The sequence below is a fragment of the uncultured Methylobacterium sp. genome (assembly GCF_964251405.1).
Taxonomy (GTDB): domain Bacteria; phylum Pseudomonadota; class Alphaproteobacteria; order Rhizobiales; family Beijerinckiaceae; genus Methylobacterium.
In genome coordinates this window covers 119,722-135,834 of the sequence record NZ_CAXUJR010000001.1, presented here as the reverse complement: position 1 = coordinate 135,834, position 16,113 = coordinate 119,722, and the positions used below count along the sequence as shown (strand labels likewise).

At 66.9% G+C, this 16,113-nt stretch carries 15 protein-coding genes; 8 read left to right on the top strand and 7 right to left on the bottom strand.

The genetic code is table 11. From position 1 onward, the window contains the following. Nucleotides 1-2,651 (bottom strand): DUF3971 domain-containing protein (locus tag ACFE7U_RS00680; protein WP_375407840.1); only part of this gene is annotated, 2,651 nt, incomplete at its 3' end. A gap of 151 nt (nucleotides 2,652-2,802) precedes the next feature. On the opposite strand from ACFE7U_RS00680, the gene ACFE7U_RS00675 reads away from it, so the two are divergent. Together ACFE7U_RS00675 and ACFE7U_RS00670 are read left to right on the top strand one after the other, a co-directional pair. Beyond that, nucleotides 2,803-3,270, top strand: coding sequence for a peroxiredoxin (locus tag ACFE7U_RS00675; RefSeq protein ID WP_375407839.1), 468 nt, complete (start codon nucleotides 2,803-2,805; stop codon nucleotides 3,268-3,270). Nucleotides 3,271-3,389: 119 nt separating this feature from the next. After that, entirely contained in the window at nucleotides 3,390-4,574 is a 1,185-nt protein-coding gene (locus ACFE7U_RS00670) for a M23 family metallopeptidase (protein ID WP_375407793.1), read from the top strand. A 126-nt stretch (nucleotides 4,575-4,700) separates the two neighbouring features. On the opposite strand, the gene prfB is transcribed toward ACFE7U_RS00670, so the two are convergent. After that, nucleotides 4,701-5,829, bottom strand: a protein-coding gene (gene prfB, locus ACFE7U_RS00665; protein ID WP_375407792.1) for a peptide chain release factor 2 whose coding sequence is annotated in 2 segments (ribosomal slippage) — nucleotides 4,701-5,759 and nucleotides 5,761-5,829 — 1,128 coding nt in all. Because the reading frame shifts where the segments join, the coding sequence is not laid out codon by codon here. 384 nt (nucleotides 5,830-6,213) lie between these two features. On the opposite strand from prfB, the gene ACFE7U_RS00660 reads away from it, so the two are divergent. Then, on the top strand, nucleotides 6,214-7,269 hold the full coding sequence (locus ACFE7U_RS00660) for a histidine kinase dimerization/phosphoacceptor domain -containing protein (RefSeq protein ID WP_375407791.1): 1,056 nt from the start codon (nucleotides 6,214-6,216) through the stop codon (nucleotides 7,267-7,269). 117 nt (nucleotides 7,270-7,386) lie between these two features. On the opposite strand, the gene ACFE7U_RS00655 is transcribed toward ACFE7U_RS00660, so the two are convergent. Continuing rightward, entirely contained in the window at nucleotides 7,387-7,719 is a 333-nt protein-coding gene (locus tag ACFE7U_RS00655; RefSeq protein WP_375407790.1) for a hypothetical protein, read from the bottom strand. Between the two features lie 217 nt (nucleotides 7,720-7,936). On the opposite strand from ACFE7U_RS00655, the gene ACFE7U_RS00650 reads away from it, so the two are divergent. Then, entirely contained in the window at nucleotides 7,937-8,215 is a 279-nt protein-coding gene (locus ACFE7U_RS00650) for a hypothetical protein (protein WP_375407789.1), read from the top strand. Between the two features lie 77 nt (nucleotides 8,216-8,292). Here ACFE7U_RS00650 and ACFE7U_RS00645 read toward each other — a convergent pair whose 3' ends face one another. From ACFE7U_RS00645 to ACFE7U_RS00635, 3 genes are all read right to left on the bottom strand, one after another. After that, nucleotides 8,293-8,505, bottom strand: a complete 213-nt coding sequence (locus tag ACFE7U_RS00645; protein WP_375407788.1) for a hypothetical protein — start codon at nucleotides 8,503-8,505, stop codon at nucleotides 8,293-8,295. Nucleotides 8,506-8,670: 165 nt separating this feature from the next. Continuing rightward, nucleotides 8,671-9,888 (bottom strand): LL-diaminopimelate aminotransferase, encoded by a 1,218-nt coding sequence (locus tag ACFE7U_RS00640; protein ID WP_375407787.1) that lies wholly within the window; start codon nucleotides 9,886-9,888, stop codon nucleotides 8,671-8,673. Between the two features lie 111 nt (nucleotides 9,889-9,999). After that, on the bottom strand, nucleotides 10,000-10,329 hold the full coding sequence (locus tag ACFE7U_RS00635) for a hypothetical protein (RefSeq protein ID WP_375407786.1): 330 nt from the start codon (nucleotides 10,327-10,329) through the stop codon (nucleotides 10,000-10,002). Nucleotides 10,330-10,433: 104 nt separating this feature from the next. On the opposite strand from ACFE7U_RS00635, the gene phaC reads away from it, so the two are divergent. Then, nucleotides 10,434-12,281 (top strand): class I poly(R)-hydroxyalkanoic acid synthase, encoded by a 1,848-nt coding sequence (phaC, locus tag ACFE7U_RS00630; RefSeq protein WP_375407785.1) that lies wholly within the window; start codon nucleotides 10,434-10,436, stop codon nucleotides 12,279-12,281. A gap of 85 nt (nucleotides 12,282-12,366) precedes the next feature. Here phaC and ACFE7U_RS00625 read toward each other — a convergent pair whose 3' ends face one another. Next, a complete protein-coding gene (locus ACFE7U_RS00625) occupies nucleotides 12,367-13,725 on the bottom strand; it encodes an OmpP1/FadL family transporter (protein WP_375407784.1) in 1,359 nt (452 codons plus the stop codon). Between the two features lie 176 nt (nucleotides 13,726-13,901). Between ACFE7U_RS00625 and ACFE7U_RS00620 the strand changes: the two genes are divergently transcribed. The 3 genes from ACFE7U_RS00620 to bioB all read left to right on the top strand — a co-directional run bounded on the left by ACFE7U_RS00620 (nucleotide 13,902) and on the right by bioB (nucleotide 16,106). Continuing rightward, nucleotides 13,902-14,069, top strand: a complete 168-nt coding sequence (locus tag ACFE7U_RS00620; protein ID WP_375407783.1) for a hypothetical protein — start codon at nucleotides 13,902-13,904, stop codon at nucleotides 14,067-14,069. 61 nt (nucleotides 14,070-14,130) lie between these two features. Next, entirely contained in the window at nucleotides 14,131-15,015 is an 885-nt protein-coding gene (locus ACFE7U_RS00615) for a fumarylacetoacetate hydrolase family protein (protein ID WP_375407782.1), read from the top strand. A 71-nt stretch (nucleotides 15,016-15,086) separates the two neighbouring features. Beyond that, nucleotides 15,087-16,106 carry a biotin synthase BioB gene (bioB, locus tag ACFE7U_RS00610; RefSeq protein ID WP_375407781.1) on the top strand — a complete coding sequence of 340 codons (1,020 nt, stop codon included), beginning with the start codon at nucleotides 15,087-15,089 and terminating at the stop codon, nucleotides 16,104-16,106. Nucleotides 16,107-16,113: the final 7 nt, after the last annotated feature.

Here is a 16,113-nt window from a genome sequence, read left to right as displayed (position 1 = left end):
GTGACGATGGCGAGGTTCACGTCCGCGTCGACGTCCTTCGAGGCGGTCTCCTTGGAGGGCTTGCCGTCTGGGCCGCCGAACCCTTTCAGGAAGGGCCGCGCATCGGCCACCTGCCCTTTCACGGTGACCTTGTAGCCTCCCCCGGAGCGCTCAGCCAGCAGCCTCATGTCGTCGCCGGGCGACAGCTTCAGCGTGGAGAAGTCGGCGCGTTCGAGCCCACCCTCCGCCGAGAGCACCGCCGTGCCCCGGGCCGAGCCCGGCGCCGCGTCGAAGACGAGGTCGCGAAGCTCCATGCCGCCGCCCGAGCCGACCTCGACCATCGTGAAGGTGAGGCGGCCGGGCCTGCCGGACGGCTTGGTGAGGCCGGGAACGTCGATCGCTGCCCGCGCCAGGTCGGCCTCGACCCGGACATGGGCCTTGGCGAGCCCGCCCCGCCCGATCGGCACGGTGATCCGGGTCGGGATCGACCCAGTGAGCTGGGGCGCGACCGGCATTCCCTTGCGGGCTCGAAGCGCCTCGTCGAGGGACAGGTTGACGAGGATCTCTCCGGCGCCTCCGGCCTTGGCCTGCCGCAGGTCGATGCTCACCGGGGCGCCGACGACCCTGCCGTCGCCCTTCAGGGTGAAGCCGCCGCGGTCGTAGGCGACCGCGAACTTCCCCGATTCCAGCCGGTCCTTACCGAAAGCCTTGTCGTAGCTGAGGTCGGTCAGCGTCCCGGTCATGGTGGCAGGCAGGTCGGGCAGATCGGGCATGTGCTTGAGGTCGAGGGGAAAGTCGATCCTGAGGTCCGCGTGGCCCTTGACGCTGGCGGGGTCGATCTCGGCTCCTGTCAGGCTCTTGAACATCTTCGTCTGCAGCAGCGCGGCCAGGCCGTCGGCGCCTCCCCCAAGCCCGAGCCCGATCTGGGCCACCACCTTCTCGGGCTTGATCTCGGAGATGATGAAGGAGCCGTCGCTGATGGCCAGGTTGCGGTTGTCGGCCATGCGGACCTCAGCCGTGGCGCCGCGGATGGTCGTGCTCTGCCCGGTGATGGTGCCGGCGACGCGACCGCGGCTCAGCGGCGGGGCGTCGGGCGAGATGCCGAGCGTGGCGTTCGAGACCGCGAACTTGATGTTCACTGCGTCGTCGGGCATCGGCTCGCCGCGGGTGGCGGAGGCCAATTCCCCGGCACTCATATCAACCACGATGTCGACGGAATCGACCTGACCATTGCGAAGGTTGTCGACGAGGTAGTTGCGGGCCGGCGGGGCGACATGCTCCGGCCAGAGCCGAAGGGCGGTGCGTGCCTCGGTGGTGCCGGCCGTGATGTGGAGGGTGAGGCCGCCGTCGTCGGCGGCCGTTCCGATGCTTCCGGTGATCCGGCCGCGGCCGCTGCCGGATTCCATCGTGAATTCGTCGATGATGATGCCGCCGGCACGGCCGACCAGCATGGCGTCGAGCTTATCGACAGGTACCGGCTTGTCACCGGGCGCGGCTCCGCGCAGCACCGCATCGCGTCCGGACAGGGCCAGCGACCACTCGGTCTCGGTGCCGGCAGGACTGGCAGCCCAGGCGCCCGAAAGGCGCACCGCGTTACCGGCGCCGCGAAAGTCGATCTCGTCGATGCGCAACGCCCGCGTCGTCTCGTCCCAGTTCGCGACGGCGCGCAGGCTCTCGACGGTGACCGGATTGAAGTCCTTCTCCTCGATGAGGAGGTTGCCGTCGCCGGTGCGCAACTCGGTCGTCATGCTCTCGATGCGGCCGTTATCGAGGGCGATGTCGGCCTTGGCGGAAAGCTTGAGGTCAGTGGTCACGGGCAGCCTCGACTGGCCGGACAACAGGAGAAAGTCGGAGACGGGCAAGTCGTCGAGGGTGATGGTTCCGGTGCGTCGCAGGCCGCCGGCCTCGTGCAGGTCGCCGCCGAGTCGCCATTCCCCGTGCGGACCGTCGATGCGAAGCTCGAAGACGCGCGCGTCGCGGGCGGCATCGCGCCGGAACAGCGCGTTGACGCGGTCGAACACCGCCCGTTCGCGGGCGTCGTCGTCGATCAGGGTCAGGCGGCCATTGGTGATGCGCGCCCGGTCGAGGGCGCCGACCACGCCGGCCGAATCGAGCACGACGCCGAAGATCGAGGCGACGGACGCCGAGAGCGGCGAGACGTTGCCGCGCGCGGCGTCGACGCTCGGCAGGGTATGCGGCTGCGCCTCGCCGGGATGGCCCGGGGAAGCGGCGGCGAATGCGATCGACCCGTCGCGATGGACGAGCGCGGTCATCTGCAGGTCGCGGAATTCGATGAAGCGCGGCTGGATCGACAGCCTCAGCAGGCCCCAGGTATCGAGGCTGACCACGGCCATCGGCGCGCGCATCACCAGCGCTCCCTCCGGGTTGCGGATGTCGAGCCCGCCGACCTGGAGCGCGAGGGAGCGCTCGCCATCGAGCTGGAGGGCGCTGTCGCGCAGGTCGACCCGCCAGCCCGGCCCGATCCGCGCGGCGATCGCGGAGGCCACCTGTTCCGACAGCCCCTCGATGCGCAGCGGGCCCGAGGCCAGGCGCAGGATGCCGCCGCCCACCGCGAGCACGACCAGGACCAGCGCGAGGGCGCACCATCGCAGCGGCCGGAGGCGTGTGGGCCGGCGCGTCTGGCGCGGGCTCGGGGCGGTTTCCTGAACCATCAGTCCTTAAGCCGCTGGATCGGCGGGCCGGCGCGGGATATCGATCTGCCGGCCGCCTTGCGGTCGTTTCTGGTTACGCCGCCCGGCTTCTGCGCCGATCGCGATGTCTCACCCCCTTGCCACACCATCAATCGGCCGAAAGGAAGGCATGATGTCCCTCGTTACCGGTGATCAGGCCCCCGACTTCGATTTGCCCGGCGCTGGCGGCGAGGTCGTCACCCTCGCGAGGCTGCAGGGCCGCAAAGTCGTTCTCTACTTCTACCCCAAGGACGACACCAGCGGTTGCACCCTGGAGGCGCAGGGTTTCAATGCCTTGGGCGAGGCCTTCGCCGAAGCAGATGCCGTCGTGATCGGCGTCTCGCCGGATTCGGTGAAGAGCCACGACAAGTTCTGCGCTAAGTACGGGCTCACCTTCCCGCTCGCCTCCGACGAAGGCAAGGCCATGCTGGAGGCCTACGGAGTGTGGGTCCAGAAGAGCATGTACGGCAAGACCTATATGGGGGTGGAGCGCACCACCGTGCTGATCGACCGCGCCGGCAAGATCGCCCGTGTCTGGCCCAAGGTGAAGGTCCCCGGCCACGCGGACGAGGTACTGGAGGCGGCGCGCACCCTGGCCTGATTTGAAGGGCGGACATCTCCTCTCCCCCAGGGCCGGGGAGAGGGGATGCTCTCGTCGGCTTACGCCTTCATTAACCCTAATGCCCCCTAATGACGCGCACCTGCCTCGGGTCCGATGTCATGCGTTTCCCATCCATTCCCGGCACCAGACTCCGCGCCGCGCTCGCCTCGCTCGGAGGCATCCGCATCCTTGCCGCCGGCTTCGTGGTCACGAGCCTCTGGGCCGGGGCCACGACCTGGTACCTCGTGTTCCGGGACGAGCTCCTCGCCCGCTTCGTCGCGCAGCAGGGCGCGATGCAGTACGGCTACGAGGAGCGGATCGGTGTGCTGCGGACCCAGATCGACCGGGCCGCGATCGAGCGCCTGTCGGCCAGCGATGGCGTCGAAGTCCGGCTGACCGAACTCGCCCAGCGCCAAGCCGCGATGGAGAAGCGCCACGCGATGCTGTCTGCGCTTACCGGGGCGCCCACCGTCCCTGAAGTGGCCACTGCTGCGGCACCGGCCGCCAAGCGACCGACGCCATCCGGCAAGCCCGTGCCCAGCCCCGACGCGCTCGAACTGCGCAGCCGCGACGAGGAGAGCCCGGAGGCGCTCGGCCGACGCTCCGCCCGCGACCTGCCCGTGACGATCGCCGCCCTGGAGGCCCGCCTCGACGGAATCGCGGCGGCGCAAACCCGCAGCCTCGAGCGCATCGCGCAACGCGCCGGCCACACGGCCCAGCGCCTGCGCGGCCTCGTGGCCAACACCGGGCTCGATGCGGCCCGCTTCGAGCGCCCATCCGCCGCCGGCCTCGGCGGTCCCCTTGTGCCGATCGTCATCGACCCCTTCGGCATCGCGTTCGTCGAGGCGCAGCGTGCGCTCGCCGATGAGGATCGGATGCGCCGCGTCGCCGACGGGCTGCCACTGCGTCAGCCGCTCGCCGGATCCTTCAGTCAATCGAGCCAGTTCGGCCCCCGCCTCGACCCCTTCACGCGGGGGCTGGCGCTCCACACCGGCATCGACATGAAGGCGGATGCGGGCGATCCGGCCCGCGCCACCGCCGCTGGCCGGGTCGTCGCCGCCGAGTACGCGGGCGGTTACGGCAACATGGTCGAGATCGACCACGGCCACGGCGTCACCACGCGCTACGCCCACCTCTCGGCCTTCGCGGTCCAGTCCGGCCAGACCGTGGAAGCCGGCAGCCTCGTCGGCCGCGTCGGCTCGACCGGCCGCTCCACAGGGAGCCACCTGCATTACGAGACCCGCATCGACGGCGAGCCGGTGGACCCGCAGCGGTTCTTGCGGGCGGGAACAGCCGGGCGGTAGCGATCGGGACCAGCGGGCTCGGGGAGCTTCGCCAGACGCGGCCGCGAATGATCCAGCTCCGCGCAGGTTGGAAAGAGGTCGCTACAAACGTCGGCTTTGGGCCGCGACGAGCTTAAGTAGCGAGCACTACTCGATATCCTCCACCCCCTCCCCGCCCCCATAGACCCGCTGCGCCAGCGACGCCTCCATGAACGGGTCGAGCGCGCCGTCGAGGACGGCGTCGGGGTCGGTGGATTGGGTGCCGGTCCGGAGGTCCTTCACAAGCTGGTAGGGCTGAAGCACGTAGCTCCGGATCTGGTGGCCCCAACCGATGTCGGTCTTGGCGGCGTTCTCGGCGTTGGCCTTTTCTTCCCGCTTCTTCAGCTCGGCCTCGTACATGCGGGCGCGCAGCATGTTCCAGGCGGTGGCACGGTTCTTGTGCTGCGAGCGTTCCTGCTGGCAGGCCACCACGATCCCCGTGGGATTGTGGGTGATGCGCACCGCCGAATCCGTGGTGTTCACGTGCTGGCCGCCCGCACCGGACGAGCGGTAGGTGTCGATGCGGCAGTCGCTCTCCTTGATCTCGATGACGATGCGGTCGTCGATCACCGGATAGACCCGGACAGAGGCGAAGCTGGTGTGGCGCCGGGCGCTCGAATCGTAGGGCGAGATGCGCACCAGCCGGTGGACGCCGGATTCGGTCTTGAGCCAGCCATAGGCGTTGTGGCCCTTGACCATGAGCGTGGCGCCCTTGATCCCGGCCTCGTCGCCGTCCGTCCACTCGACGATCTCGACCTTGTACTTCCGACGCTCGGCCCAGCGGCCGTACATGCGCTGCAGCATGTTGGCCCAGTCCTGGCTCTCGGTGCCGCCGGCCCCCGAATGGACCTCGACATAGGTGTCGAAGCCGTCGGCCTCGCCCGAGAGCAGCGTCTCGATCTGGCGGCGCGCGGCTTCCTTCTCGACCGCGCGGATGCCGGCCTCGCCCTCCAGGATGGTGGCCTCGTCGCCCTCCATCTCGCCGAGCTCGATCAGGGTCGCGGCGTCCTCGAGGTCCTGGGACAGCTTCCTGATCGCGTTCACCGCGTCGTCGAGCTGGGTCCGGTCGCGCATGACGGCCTGCGCCGCCTCGGCGTCGTTCCAGAGGTCGGGGTTCTCGGAGGCCGCATTCAGCTCCGCGAGGCGTTTCTCGACGGTATCCCAGTCAAAGATGCCTCCTCAGCAGTCCGATCGACTGCTTGGCGGCATCCGAGAGTTGTTCGATCTCGGCGCGCATTGGGTGTGGTTCACATGTCCGATGAAGGGCGGGGTGATACCCCCGCCGGGACGGAGTGTAAACGGTCCCGTTCGGTCGGCGAACAAGGACGCGGCGAGGAACTCATGCCCGGTGTCGCCGGGCCGGTCCCCAAGAACCATCTCAAACACATCTTTGTTTTATCGGTGAAACCGACCCAGCCATCAGCCGACGGTCTCGCTTCGGTGGTCTTAGGCTGTGGGAAATCCGCAGTCGGAGGCGATTGAGTAGTCCGCCCTGCGTTTGATGGTTGCCGACAGTCAAAATCGTCGGGTAGCCTCGTTGTGCGTCGCGGGTTTGGACAACTCACCGTTGCACAATGAATACAACAGGATCAGTGGAGCGGACCTGACGGGCCAGGTGGACATGACGCTGTCGTCGTTCGATCGAGATCGGGCGGACCCGTTCACCGCGGCCATGCGGGCGACCAGCGTGGCCATGGTGATGACGGACCCGCGGCTCCCCGACAATCCCATCGTGTTTGCGAACGACGCGTTCCTCGGACTGACCGGTTATTCGTCCGCCGAGGTCATCGGGCACAATTGCCGCTTCCTCCACGGGCCTCGCACCGATCCCGTCGCCGTCGCCAAGATCCGCGACGCCATCGATGCGAAGATGAACATCTCCATCGACCTCGGGAACTACCGCAAGGACGGATCATCCTTCCACAACGGTCTCCATATCAGCCCGGTCTTCAACGAGGCGGGCGAACTGCGGCTCTTCTTCGCCTCGCAGCTCGACCTGACCGACCGCTATCGGCTGCTCGGCGAGTGGGAGCAGGCGAACCGCACCCTGTCGGATGCGCTCGAAACCACGGCGACGCTCGTGCACGAGATCGATCATCGGGTGAAGAACAACCTCCAGATGGTGTCGGCGATGATCCTTCTGCAGAGCCTCGACCAGCCGGACCCGGAACTGCGCCGGGGCCTCACCGACACCCTGGCGCGCGTCGAGGCCCTGAGCACGGTCCACCGTCGCTTTCACCAATCGCCCGATGTCTCCCAGTTCGACGTCGCCGACTACGTCCGCGACCTTCTCGGTGATCTCGTAGGCGCGACCGGGCGTACGGACATCCGGCTCGACCTCGACCTCGCCTCCGCGATCGTCCCCGCGAGCAAGTCCGCGGCCATCGCCCTTCTGTTCAACGAGGTCTTCACCAACGCCCTGAAACACGCGTTTCCGGCCGGCTCTGGCGGAACCCTGCGCGTCAGCATGGTCTCAGCCGATGACCATCTCGCCGCAATCGTCGAGGACGACGGCGTCGGCATGCCTCAGGCACAAAGGCCGACGACCTCCTTCGGCCAGTCGCTCATCAAGACGTTGGCCCGTCAGCTTCGAGCCGAGGTCGCGGTCAAGCGGGTCGAACCCTCAGGTACGCGCATCGAGATCCGGCTGCCCAGGGAGAGGAAGGTCATGGCGTGAAGCGGCCCTCGCACAGGTCCCGGACGGCCGCTCCGACGCGAGGTGGCGGACGCAATCGCACACGGACACCCGCTCCTGGTCCGCCTCCCCGCTTTCATCCGAAGCGGTCGATACGGTTCAGTGTGGGGGCGCGATCCTGAGCGCCGGAGCGAGGATGTAGCTGTTCTGCCGGATACCGCTCCCCAGGCTGCCTTCGTGACGCCCGTCACTGTAGTAATCCGTCCCGGACTGGCCGAAGCCGCTGCCGTTCATGACACTCGGCACCGGGACGGCACGGTCGAGCCGCAGATCCTGCCGGTAGGGACTCGGCAGCGGCAAGCCACTGTCGGGATCGACTCTGAGGACCACGGGTCCCTCGGCCCCGACATGCCGTCGCTGTTGAGCCGCGGCTTCGACGGACATCATCGCTGCCGCGGCGGCGAGTGTGGCGGCAAAGGCAGATGCGATCATCCGAAACATGAGACTCTTTCCTTCGCGCGCGAACGCCTCGCCACATCTCGAAGCTGCGCCACTGACGTTCCTATCACGCTTCATCGAGCATGGCCGGTCCCAACGAGATGGTCGTCCTCAGGGGCAGTATGCTTCTGCTAGAGAGACAGGCACTGAACAATCTCTGGGTTGAGACGTTGGGAAAAACCAACATTCATACTGGAAGAGACACCGCATCATGATCCGTATCGGAACTCTCGCCGCCGCTGCCCTTGTGGTAGCCGGCATGTCGGGCACAGCGTATGCGCAGATCAGCACGCAGACCCAGGACAACGTCGGCACGAACGCCGCCGGTTCGAAATCCGGCGTCGTCGGCAAGGGCGACAGCATGGAGACGTCTCCCTCGACCACCGGAACGGCCGTCGCGCCGGGCACCCGCATGGCGCCGGATTCCCGTGGAATGACGAATGATCCGAGCGTCGCACCGCGGTCGACCGGCCCCGTGCCCGCGCGCTAAGCCAAACCTCTGTTCGAAACGACAAAAGGCCGGACCCTGTGTCCGGCCTTTTTTACGTTCCCGATGCGTCGACGCTCTCAGCCCTTGGCACGCACGACGGCCTGGGGCCGACGGGAAACGGGTTCGCATTGCGTGATGAACGCATTGAGGACGAGGGGCCGTGAATCGCACGCATAGCCGAGATCCGGCGTCGGTGCCGGCACGGGATCACGCGCAACGATGGGGTTAGGTCCGCAGCCGCAGAGTAAGCCCGCAAGGGCGAGGGCGGCGATCCGGTTCAATCGGTACATCAAGACCCTCGATCAAGCCATCGCGACCGTCTGGCGAAGGCATGTATCGAGCGAGCCTGATCGTCCCGGACGGGCCTGACAAGTTACGAGGCCCGCCCCGAGGCGCTTTACGTCGCGATGTATCCCCATGGCCACATGATCTGGCGATGATGGCGGCAGGCCTCCCTATCCGACCTTCGCCATCGGCACGACGTTGTGCAGGGTACGGTCGGCGCTCTCGAAGAAGCGCCGGATGTTGCGGGCGGCTTGCCGGATGCGCTGCTCGTTCTCGACGAGGGCGATGCGGACATACCCGTCGCCGTGCTCGCCGAAGCCGATGCCGGGCGCCACCGCCACGTCGGACTTCTCGAGCAGCAGCTTCGAGAATTCGAGGCTGCCCAGTTCCCTGAACTTGTCCGGGATCGGCACCCAGGCGAACATCGACGCGGACGGGCTCGGGATCTTCCAGCCCGTCTTGTCGAACGATTCGATCAGCGCATCGCGGCGCTTCTTGTAGATCGAACGCATCTCGACGATGCATTCCTCCGGCCCGTTCAGCGCCGCCGTCGCCGCCACTTGGATCGGCGTGAAGGCGCCGTAATCGAGGTATGACTTCACGCGGCTGAGCGCCGCGAGCAGGCGCTCGTTGCCCACGGCGAAGCCCATGCGCCAGCCGGCCATCGAGAACGTCTTCGAGAGCGAGGTGAACTCCACCGTGCAGTCGATCGCGCCGGGCACCTGCAGCACCGAGGGCGGCGCGTCCCCGTCGAAATAGACTTCCGCGTAGGCCAGATCCGACAGGATGATGATGTCGTGGCGCTTGGCGAAGGCGACGAGGTCCCGGTAGAAATCGAGGCTCGCCACGTAGGCGGTGGGGTTCGACGGATAGCAGACCACGATCGCCACGGGTTTGGGGATCGAGTGCTGCATCGCCTTCTCAACGGCCGGGAAGAAGGCCGGCGTCGGCTCGGCCGGGACGGAGCGGATCACCCCGCCCGCCATCAGGAAGCCGAATGCGTGGATCGGGTAGCTCGGGTTCGGCACCAGCACCACGTCGCCCGGCGCGGTGATGGCTTGCGCCATGTTGGCGAAGCCCTCCTTCGATCCGAGAGTCGCCACGACCTGGGTATCGGGATTGAGGCTGACGCCGAAGCGGCGCTGATAGTAGCCGGCCTGGGCGCGGCGCAGGCCGGCAATGCCCTTCGACGAGGAATAGCGGTCGGTGCGCGGCCGTCCCGCGGTCTCGACCAGCTTGGCGATGACGTGCTTGGGCGCATCGAGATCCGGGTTGCCCATGCCGAGGTCGATGATGTCGGCGCCGTTGGCGCGGGCCTGGGCCTTGATCCGGTTCACCTGCTCGAACACGTAGGGCGGCAGGCGCTTGATGCGGTGGAAATCGGTCATGGCCTTCACGGTATCCGTTGGGATGGCGGCTCTCCATCCACTCTGTCTGTCATCGCGGTGACATGCGCCTGCTGTTTAGCACCACGGACGGAAAACGCCGACCCCGAATCGTTATGGGGCCGCCGCTGCGGGTTTCGTCGCACGCCCCGCGTTCTCTGCCGCCCTGCCCTTGGCCTCGTTGGCGCCGCGCGCGCCTTCGAGCTCCGCAGCGAGCGCCTTGGTCCCCTCGCTCGATTTGGCGCGGACTTGGCGCGGCGGGGCCGAGACGCCCACGGGCAGGTACTCCGCCTCGCCCTTGCGGGAGCCGGCGACGAAGTCCGGTGCCGCCACGGGCTTCGGTTTCGGGACCGCCTGCATGTAGGCCTCCCGCAGGGGACTGAGATCGCTCGAGCAAGAGGCGAGGAGCGTGGCCAGGGCAACGACGATGGCGGGCCGGAGCATATCGGTCCTGCGCAAAAACCAGCGGACGATCGTTGGCGTATTGTCGGCCTCGCGCGTTAATTTGTCAGAAACGAGGCTAGCCCCGCCGAGCCGGACCCGGCACGGTGAGGAACGAAAAGGCCGGAACAGGGAGACTCGCACGCGTGAGCATCGACGGCACCACGCCGCGGCCGGACTACGAGGCCCTGTCGCGCAACACCAGCCAGTTCATCGAGGAGTTCGGGCGGGCCGCAGCCCTCTACATGGCTCCCAAGGTCGTGCCTCCGGCCGAGGGACTGGTTCCCATGCCGGCCAAGCCGCCCGAAGAGGTCAACGACGTCGTGCGAACCCTCGGCACCGTGGCCGAGCGCTGGATGGTCGATCCCAAGAAGGCGATGCAGGCCCAGACCAAGCTGAGCGAGGCTTTCATCGCGCTGTGGGGCTCTACTTGGCATCGCCTCCAGGGCGAGACCGTCACGCCGGTGGCCGAGCCCGAGCCGAAGGACAACCGTTTCAAGCACGAGGAATGGTCCAGCAATCCCGTCTTCGACTTCATCAAGCAGAGCTATCTCATCACCTCTCGCTGGGCCGAGGATCTGGTGGTGGAGGCCGACGGAATCGACGAGCACACCCGCCACAAGGCCCAGTTCTACCTGCGCCAGATCTCAGGCGCGCTCTCGCCCTCGAACTTCGTGATGACGAACCCGGAGCTGATCCGTCACACCCTCGAGGAGAACGGCGCAAACCTCGTGCGCGGCATGAAGATGCTCGCCGAGGACATCGAGGCCGGCAAGGGTGAGCTGCGGGTCCGCCAGACCGATCCGTCGAATTTCGAGGTCGGCGTCAACATGGCGGTGACCCCGGGCGAGGTCGTGTTCCGCAACGATCTCATCGAGCTGATCCAGTACGCGCCCACCACCGAGACGGTGCTCAAGCGCCCGTTCCTCATCGTGCCGCCCTGGATCAACAAGTTCTACATCCTCGACCTCAACCCTCAGAAGAGCCTGATCCGCTGGATGGTGGCTCAAGGCCTGACGGTGTTCTGCATCTCCTGGGTCAACCCGGACGAGCGGCACGCCGGCAAGGACTTCGAGAGCTACATGCGCGAGGGCATCGAAGCGGCCATCGACGCGATCGGCGTCGCCACCGGTGAGAGCGAGGTTGCTGCCGCTGGCTATTGCGTCGGAGGCACGCTCCTCGCCGTGACCCTGGCGATGCAGGCGGCCACCGGCAACAAGCGCATCAAGAGCGCGACCTTCCTGACGACGCAGGTCGACTTCACCCATGCCGGAGACCTCAAGGTCTTCGCCGACGAGGAGCAGATCCGCGGCATCGAGGCCCGCATGAAGAAGCGCGGCTACCTCGAAGGGACCGGGATGGCAGCAGCGTTCAACATGCTGCGCCCCAACGACCTGATCTGGTCCTACGTCGTCAACAACTACGTCAAGGGCAAGAAGCCGATGCCCTTCGACCTTCTCTACTGGAACGCCGACGCCACCCGGATGCCGGCGGCCAACCACTCGTTCTACCTGCGCAACTGCTATCTCGAGAACACTCTGGCGCGGGGCAAGATGATGATGGGCAACATCCGGCTCGACCTGAAGAAGGTGAAGGTCCCGGTCTTCAACCTCGCCACCCGCGAGGACCACATCGCCCCGGCTTTGTCGGTCTTCGAGGGATCCTCGAAGTTCGGCGGCAAGGTTGACCTCGTGATCGCCGGGTCCGGCCACATCGCCGGCGTCGTCAACCCGCCCGATAAGCCGAAATACGGCTTCTGGACCGGAGGTCCCGTCAAGGGACGCTTCGAGGATTGGCTCGAAGCTGCCACCGAGACCAAGGGCTCGTGGTGGCCGTACTGGTTCTCCTGGCTGGAGCATCAGGCTCCCGCCCGCGTGCCTGCCCGTGTGCCCGGAACGGCAGGCTTGCCATCCCTCGGACCGGCGCCCGGCACATACGTCAAGATGAAGGCGTGATCCCGGAACGACGAAGGCCGGCTGATCGCCAGCCGGCCTCCCGTCAGGTGGTCGGGCGCGGTGCTGCCACGCCCGGCCGTTCTGCTCAGAACTTGCGGATGATCGGCGCCGCGGCGATCGGCCGGGCGGGCTCGCCGAACACGTAGCGGAAGCCGACCGACACGATATCGGCGCTGCCGCTGGTGTCGCCGGCGAACGCGATGCTCTGGCCGGTGAGAAGCCGCTCGTTGTAGTCGCGTCCCGCGCCGGACAGGATCTTCGAATCCCCGACGAGGAAGAGGTGCGAGTATGCGAACAGTAGCGTCAGCTTCTCGTTCCAGCGGTAGCTCGCGCCGACGGAGACGTTGAAGCGGTCGCTGTCGGGCAGGCGCACCGAACGGTTCGAGAAATCGATCGGCGAGATCTCGTAGGCGACGCCGGCCCGCACGGTCAGGCTCTGGGACCAGTCGTACTCACCACCGACCGAGTAGGTGTAACCGTCCTTGTAGTTGAGCGGCAGCGAGGAGACGACGTTGCCCGTGCTGCGCTGGACGATGCCGATGTTGCCGGCCCTCGACCAGTTGTCCCACTCGAAGCCGAAGCTGACGCGGGTGACCGGATTGATGACCTGGGTGAGGCCGACCGTGACCTTATCGGGCGTGTTGAAGTTCGCCTTCACCTGGCCGGCGTTGCGGGCCAGCGCCACCAGCGGGACCCCGATCGCGCCTTCGATCTCCTGGTGGATCGAGGACCGGTAGCCGACGCCGAGGGTTGTCCCGGTCGGGGCCGTGATCACCGCACCTGCCGTGAAGCCGATGCCCCAGGAGTCGCCCTTCAGCGACGTGCTGGGAAGATTCGTGACCGGAATGTTGAAGGGAGGTCCCGACAGGACGCCGGTCGCTTGGCGCAGGGTCAGGCGGAAATACTGGATGTTGGGGCCTGCCGCCACCGACAACCACTCGTTGACCTTGTAGGCGATGACCGGATTGAAGGCGAGGGAGAAGATCCGGTTGGAGCGGCCATAGGCCTCGCCGGCCCAATTCTGGCGGGGCTTGGTCACGAGGCCGAAGGGCGCGCCCGTCGCGAAGCCGAGCCAGATGCGGTCGTTGAGCTGGTAGGAGGTCGCCCCGGCCGGCACCACGGCGCCCTGGCCGATGTCGCCGCTGCCGCCGAGGCCGGCGAAGTTCGCGCTCGTCCCGGCCTCGGGCCTGATCCGTGCCGAGAGGTTGATGAAGCTGAGATTCTGCTCCTTCACGAAGCCCGGGGCCATCGTGATGACGGCCGGGTTCCAGAACATCGAAGAGACACCGCCCGAGCCGGACGCCGCGCCCGCGAAGGCCAAGCCCTGAGCCTGAGTGCTCTGCTCACGGATGCCGAAGGCACCCGCCTTCACGTCGCCAAGCCCGGCAATCAGCGCCGATGCCGAGAGGCCCGCCAAGGCCAGTCCCCGAATATGTCCGCTCATGACCCGTTCCCACCTTATCTTGCGTCTGGCGTTCGCTTGCTCGTTCGAAACGGTCCGAACCGCCGCCTTGCCGCCATGATTGCCGCGCAATCCGCAACTTCGCAATGCCCCGGTCATGACTTACAGTATAAAATTATAATACTAAACTAAGCTATCGAGAACAGATTTGGCGCAAGATGACCGTGATGTTCGGAACGATTTATCAAGCAATTCGTATGATTGGTTTACATCTAAACGTTCTGCATGATGTTGCCGGTTTTGGACCGAATTTCACGGGGCTTCGCGCCTTGGTGGCGGCCCGTGTGTTTCCTGCAACACGTCGCCGCCCGGGTTTCACGCCATGACCTTGTCGCGCAGGCGGCACGCCCAATTTCATCAACAAAGGGTAAGCAGAAGGCGAAAAACATGAAGCTGGTTCGCCATGGCGACAGGGGCGTCGAGAAGCCCGGCGTGATCGATGCCGAGGGGGCGATTCGCGACCTCTCGGGGATCGTGCGCGATATTGCAGGCCCGACCCTCGCGAGGGTCTCGCTCGAGCGGATCCGGGCCGTCGATCCGCTATCCCTACCGCTCGTCCCTGCCGGGACGCGGCTCGGGCCTTGCGTCGGGGCGACCCGCAACTTCGTGGCGATCGGGCTGAACTATGCCGATCATGCCGCCGAAACCGGAGCGGCGATCCCGTCCGAGCCGATCGTCTTCAACAAGGCCCCGTCCTGCATCTGCGGACCCGACGACGACCTGATCCTGCCCAAAGGCTCGGCGAAGACCGATTGGGAAGTCGAACTCGCCGTCGTGATCGGCGCGACGGCATCCTATGTCCATGCCAACGAGGCGCTCAGCTACGTCGCGGGGCTCTGCGTCTGCAACGACGTCTCGGAACGCGAATTCCAGATGGAGCGCGGGGGCACCTGGACCAAGGGGAAGGGTTGCCCGACCTTCGGCCCGCTCGGGCCATGGCTCGTCACCCTCGACGAGGTGCCGGACCTGCGCGACCTATCCATGTTCCTCGACGTCAACGGCGAGCGGATGCAGACGGGCTCCACCGCGACGATGATCTTCGACGTGGCGCAGATCGTCGCCTACCTGTCGCATTTCATGATCCTCGAGCCGGGCGACGTCATCACCACTGGCACGCCGCCAGGGGTCGGCCTGGCTCGCAAGCCGCCGCGCTATCTACAGAGCGGCGACGTGGTCAGCCTGGGAATCGCCGGGCTCGGGCAGCAGCGCCAGACGGTCGTCGCCTTCGACGATTGGACCGCGAAGGTCGCCGCAGGCGAACCGACGAACTGAGCGGGATCGCGGGGAGCGTATCGGGACCGGTCCCGGCTTGATTTTCGGGTCGGGATTGGTCTCTTGGGCGCATGACCGAGACCATGGCTCCCCTCGCCACCCTGCCCGTCGCCGAGATCGCAGCGATCCGCCACGATTGGAGCGTGGCAGAGATCCAGGCGATCCACGATCTGCCGCTGCTCGATCTCGTCCACCGCGCCGGCCTCGTCCACCGCGCCCACAACGACCCGGCCGACATCCAGCGGGCGAGCCTCCTCTCGATCAAGACGGGCGGCTGCCCGGAGGATTGCGCCTACTGCCCGCAATCGGCCCATCACAAGGATGCCGGCCAGATCCGTGAACGCCTGATGCCGGTGGAAGCCGTGTTGCAGGAAGCGGCCGCCGCCAGGGCCGCCGGGGCGCACCGCTTCTGCATGGGCGCGGCCTGGCGCCAACCGAAGGATGGGCCGGATTTCGACGCCGTCCTGTCCATGGTGCGCGGGGTCCGTGCGCTGGGCATGGAGGCCTGCGTCACGCTCGGCATGCTCACCGCCTCACAGGCCGGGCGCCTCGCCGAGGCAGGCCTCACCTCGTACAACCACAACCTCGATACCGGCCCGGACTTCTACGGCGACATCATCTCGACGCGGACCTACGCGGATCGGCTCAAGACCCTAGAGAACGTTCGCGAGGCCGGTATCGGTGTCTGCTGCGGCGGCATCGTCGGCATGGGCGAGGGCGTGCACGACCGGGCCGCGATGCTTCAGGTGCTGGCCAATCACGCCCCCCATCCCGAGAGCGTGCCGATCAACGCGCTTGTCGCCGTACCCGGCACCCCGCTGGAGGACCGCCCGGCTGTTGATCCCCTCGACCTCGTACGGATGTGCGCCACGGCGCGGATCGTGATGCCGCGCGCCCGCGTGCGGCTCAGTGCTGGGCGCAAGGACCTCACCCGCGAGGCACAGATCCTGTGCTTCCTCGCTGGCGCCAACTCGATCTTCTACGGCGAGCGCCTGCTCACCACGGCCAACAACGAGACCGATGCGGATGCCGAGCTCCTGCGCGACATCGGCATCACGGTCCCGGGACTTACGCTCGCCGCGGCCGAATAGCCTTCGC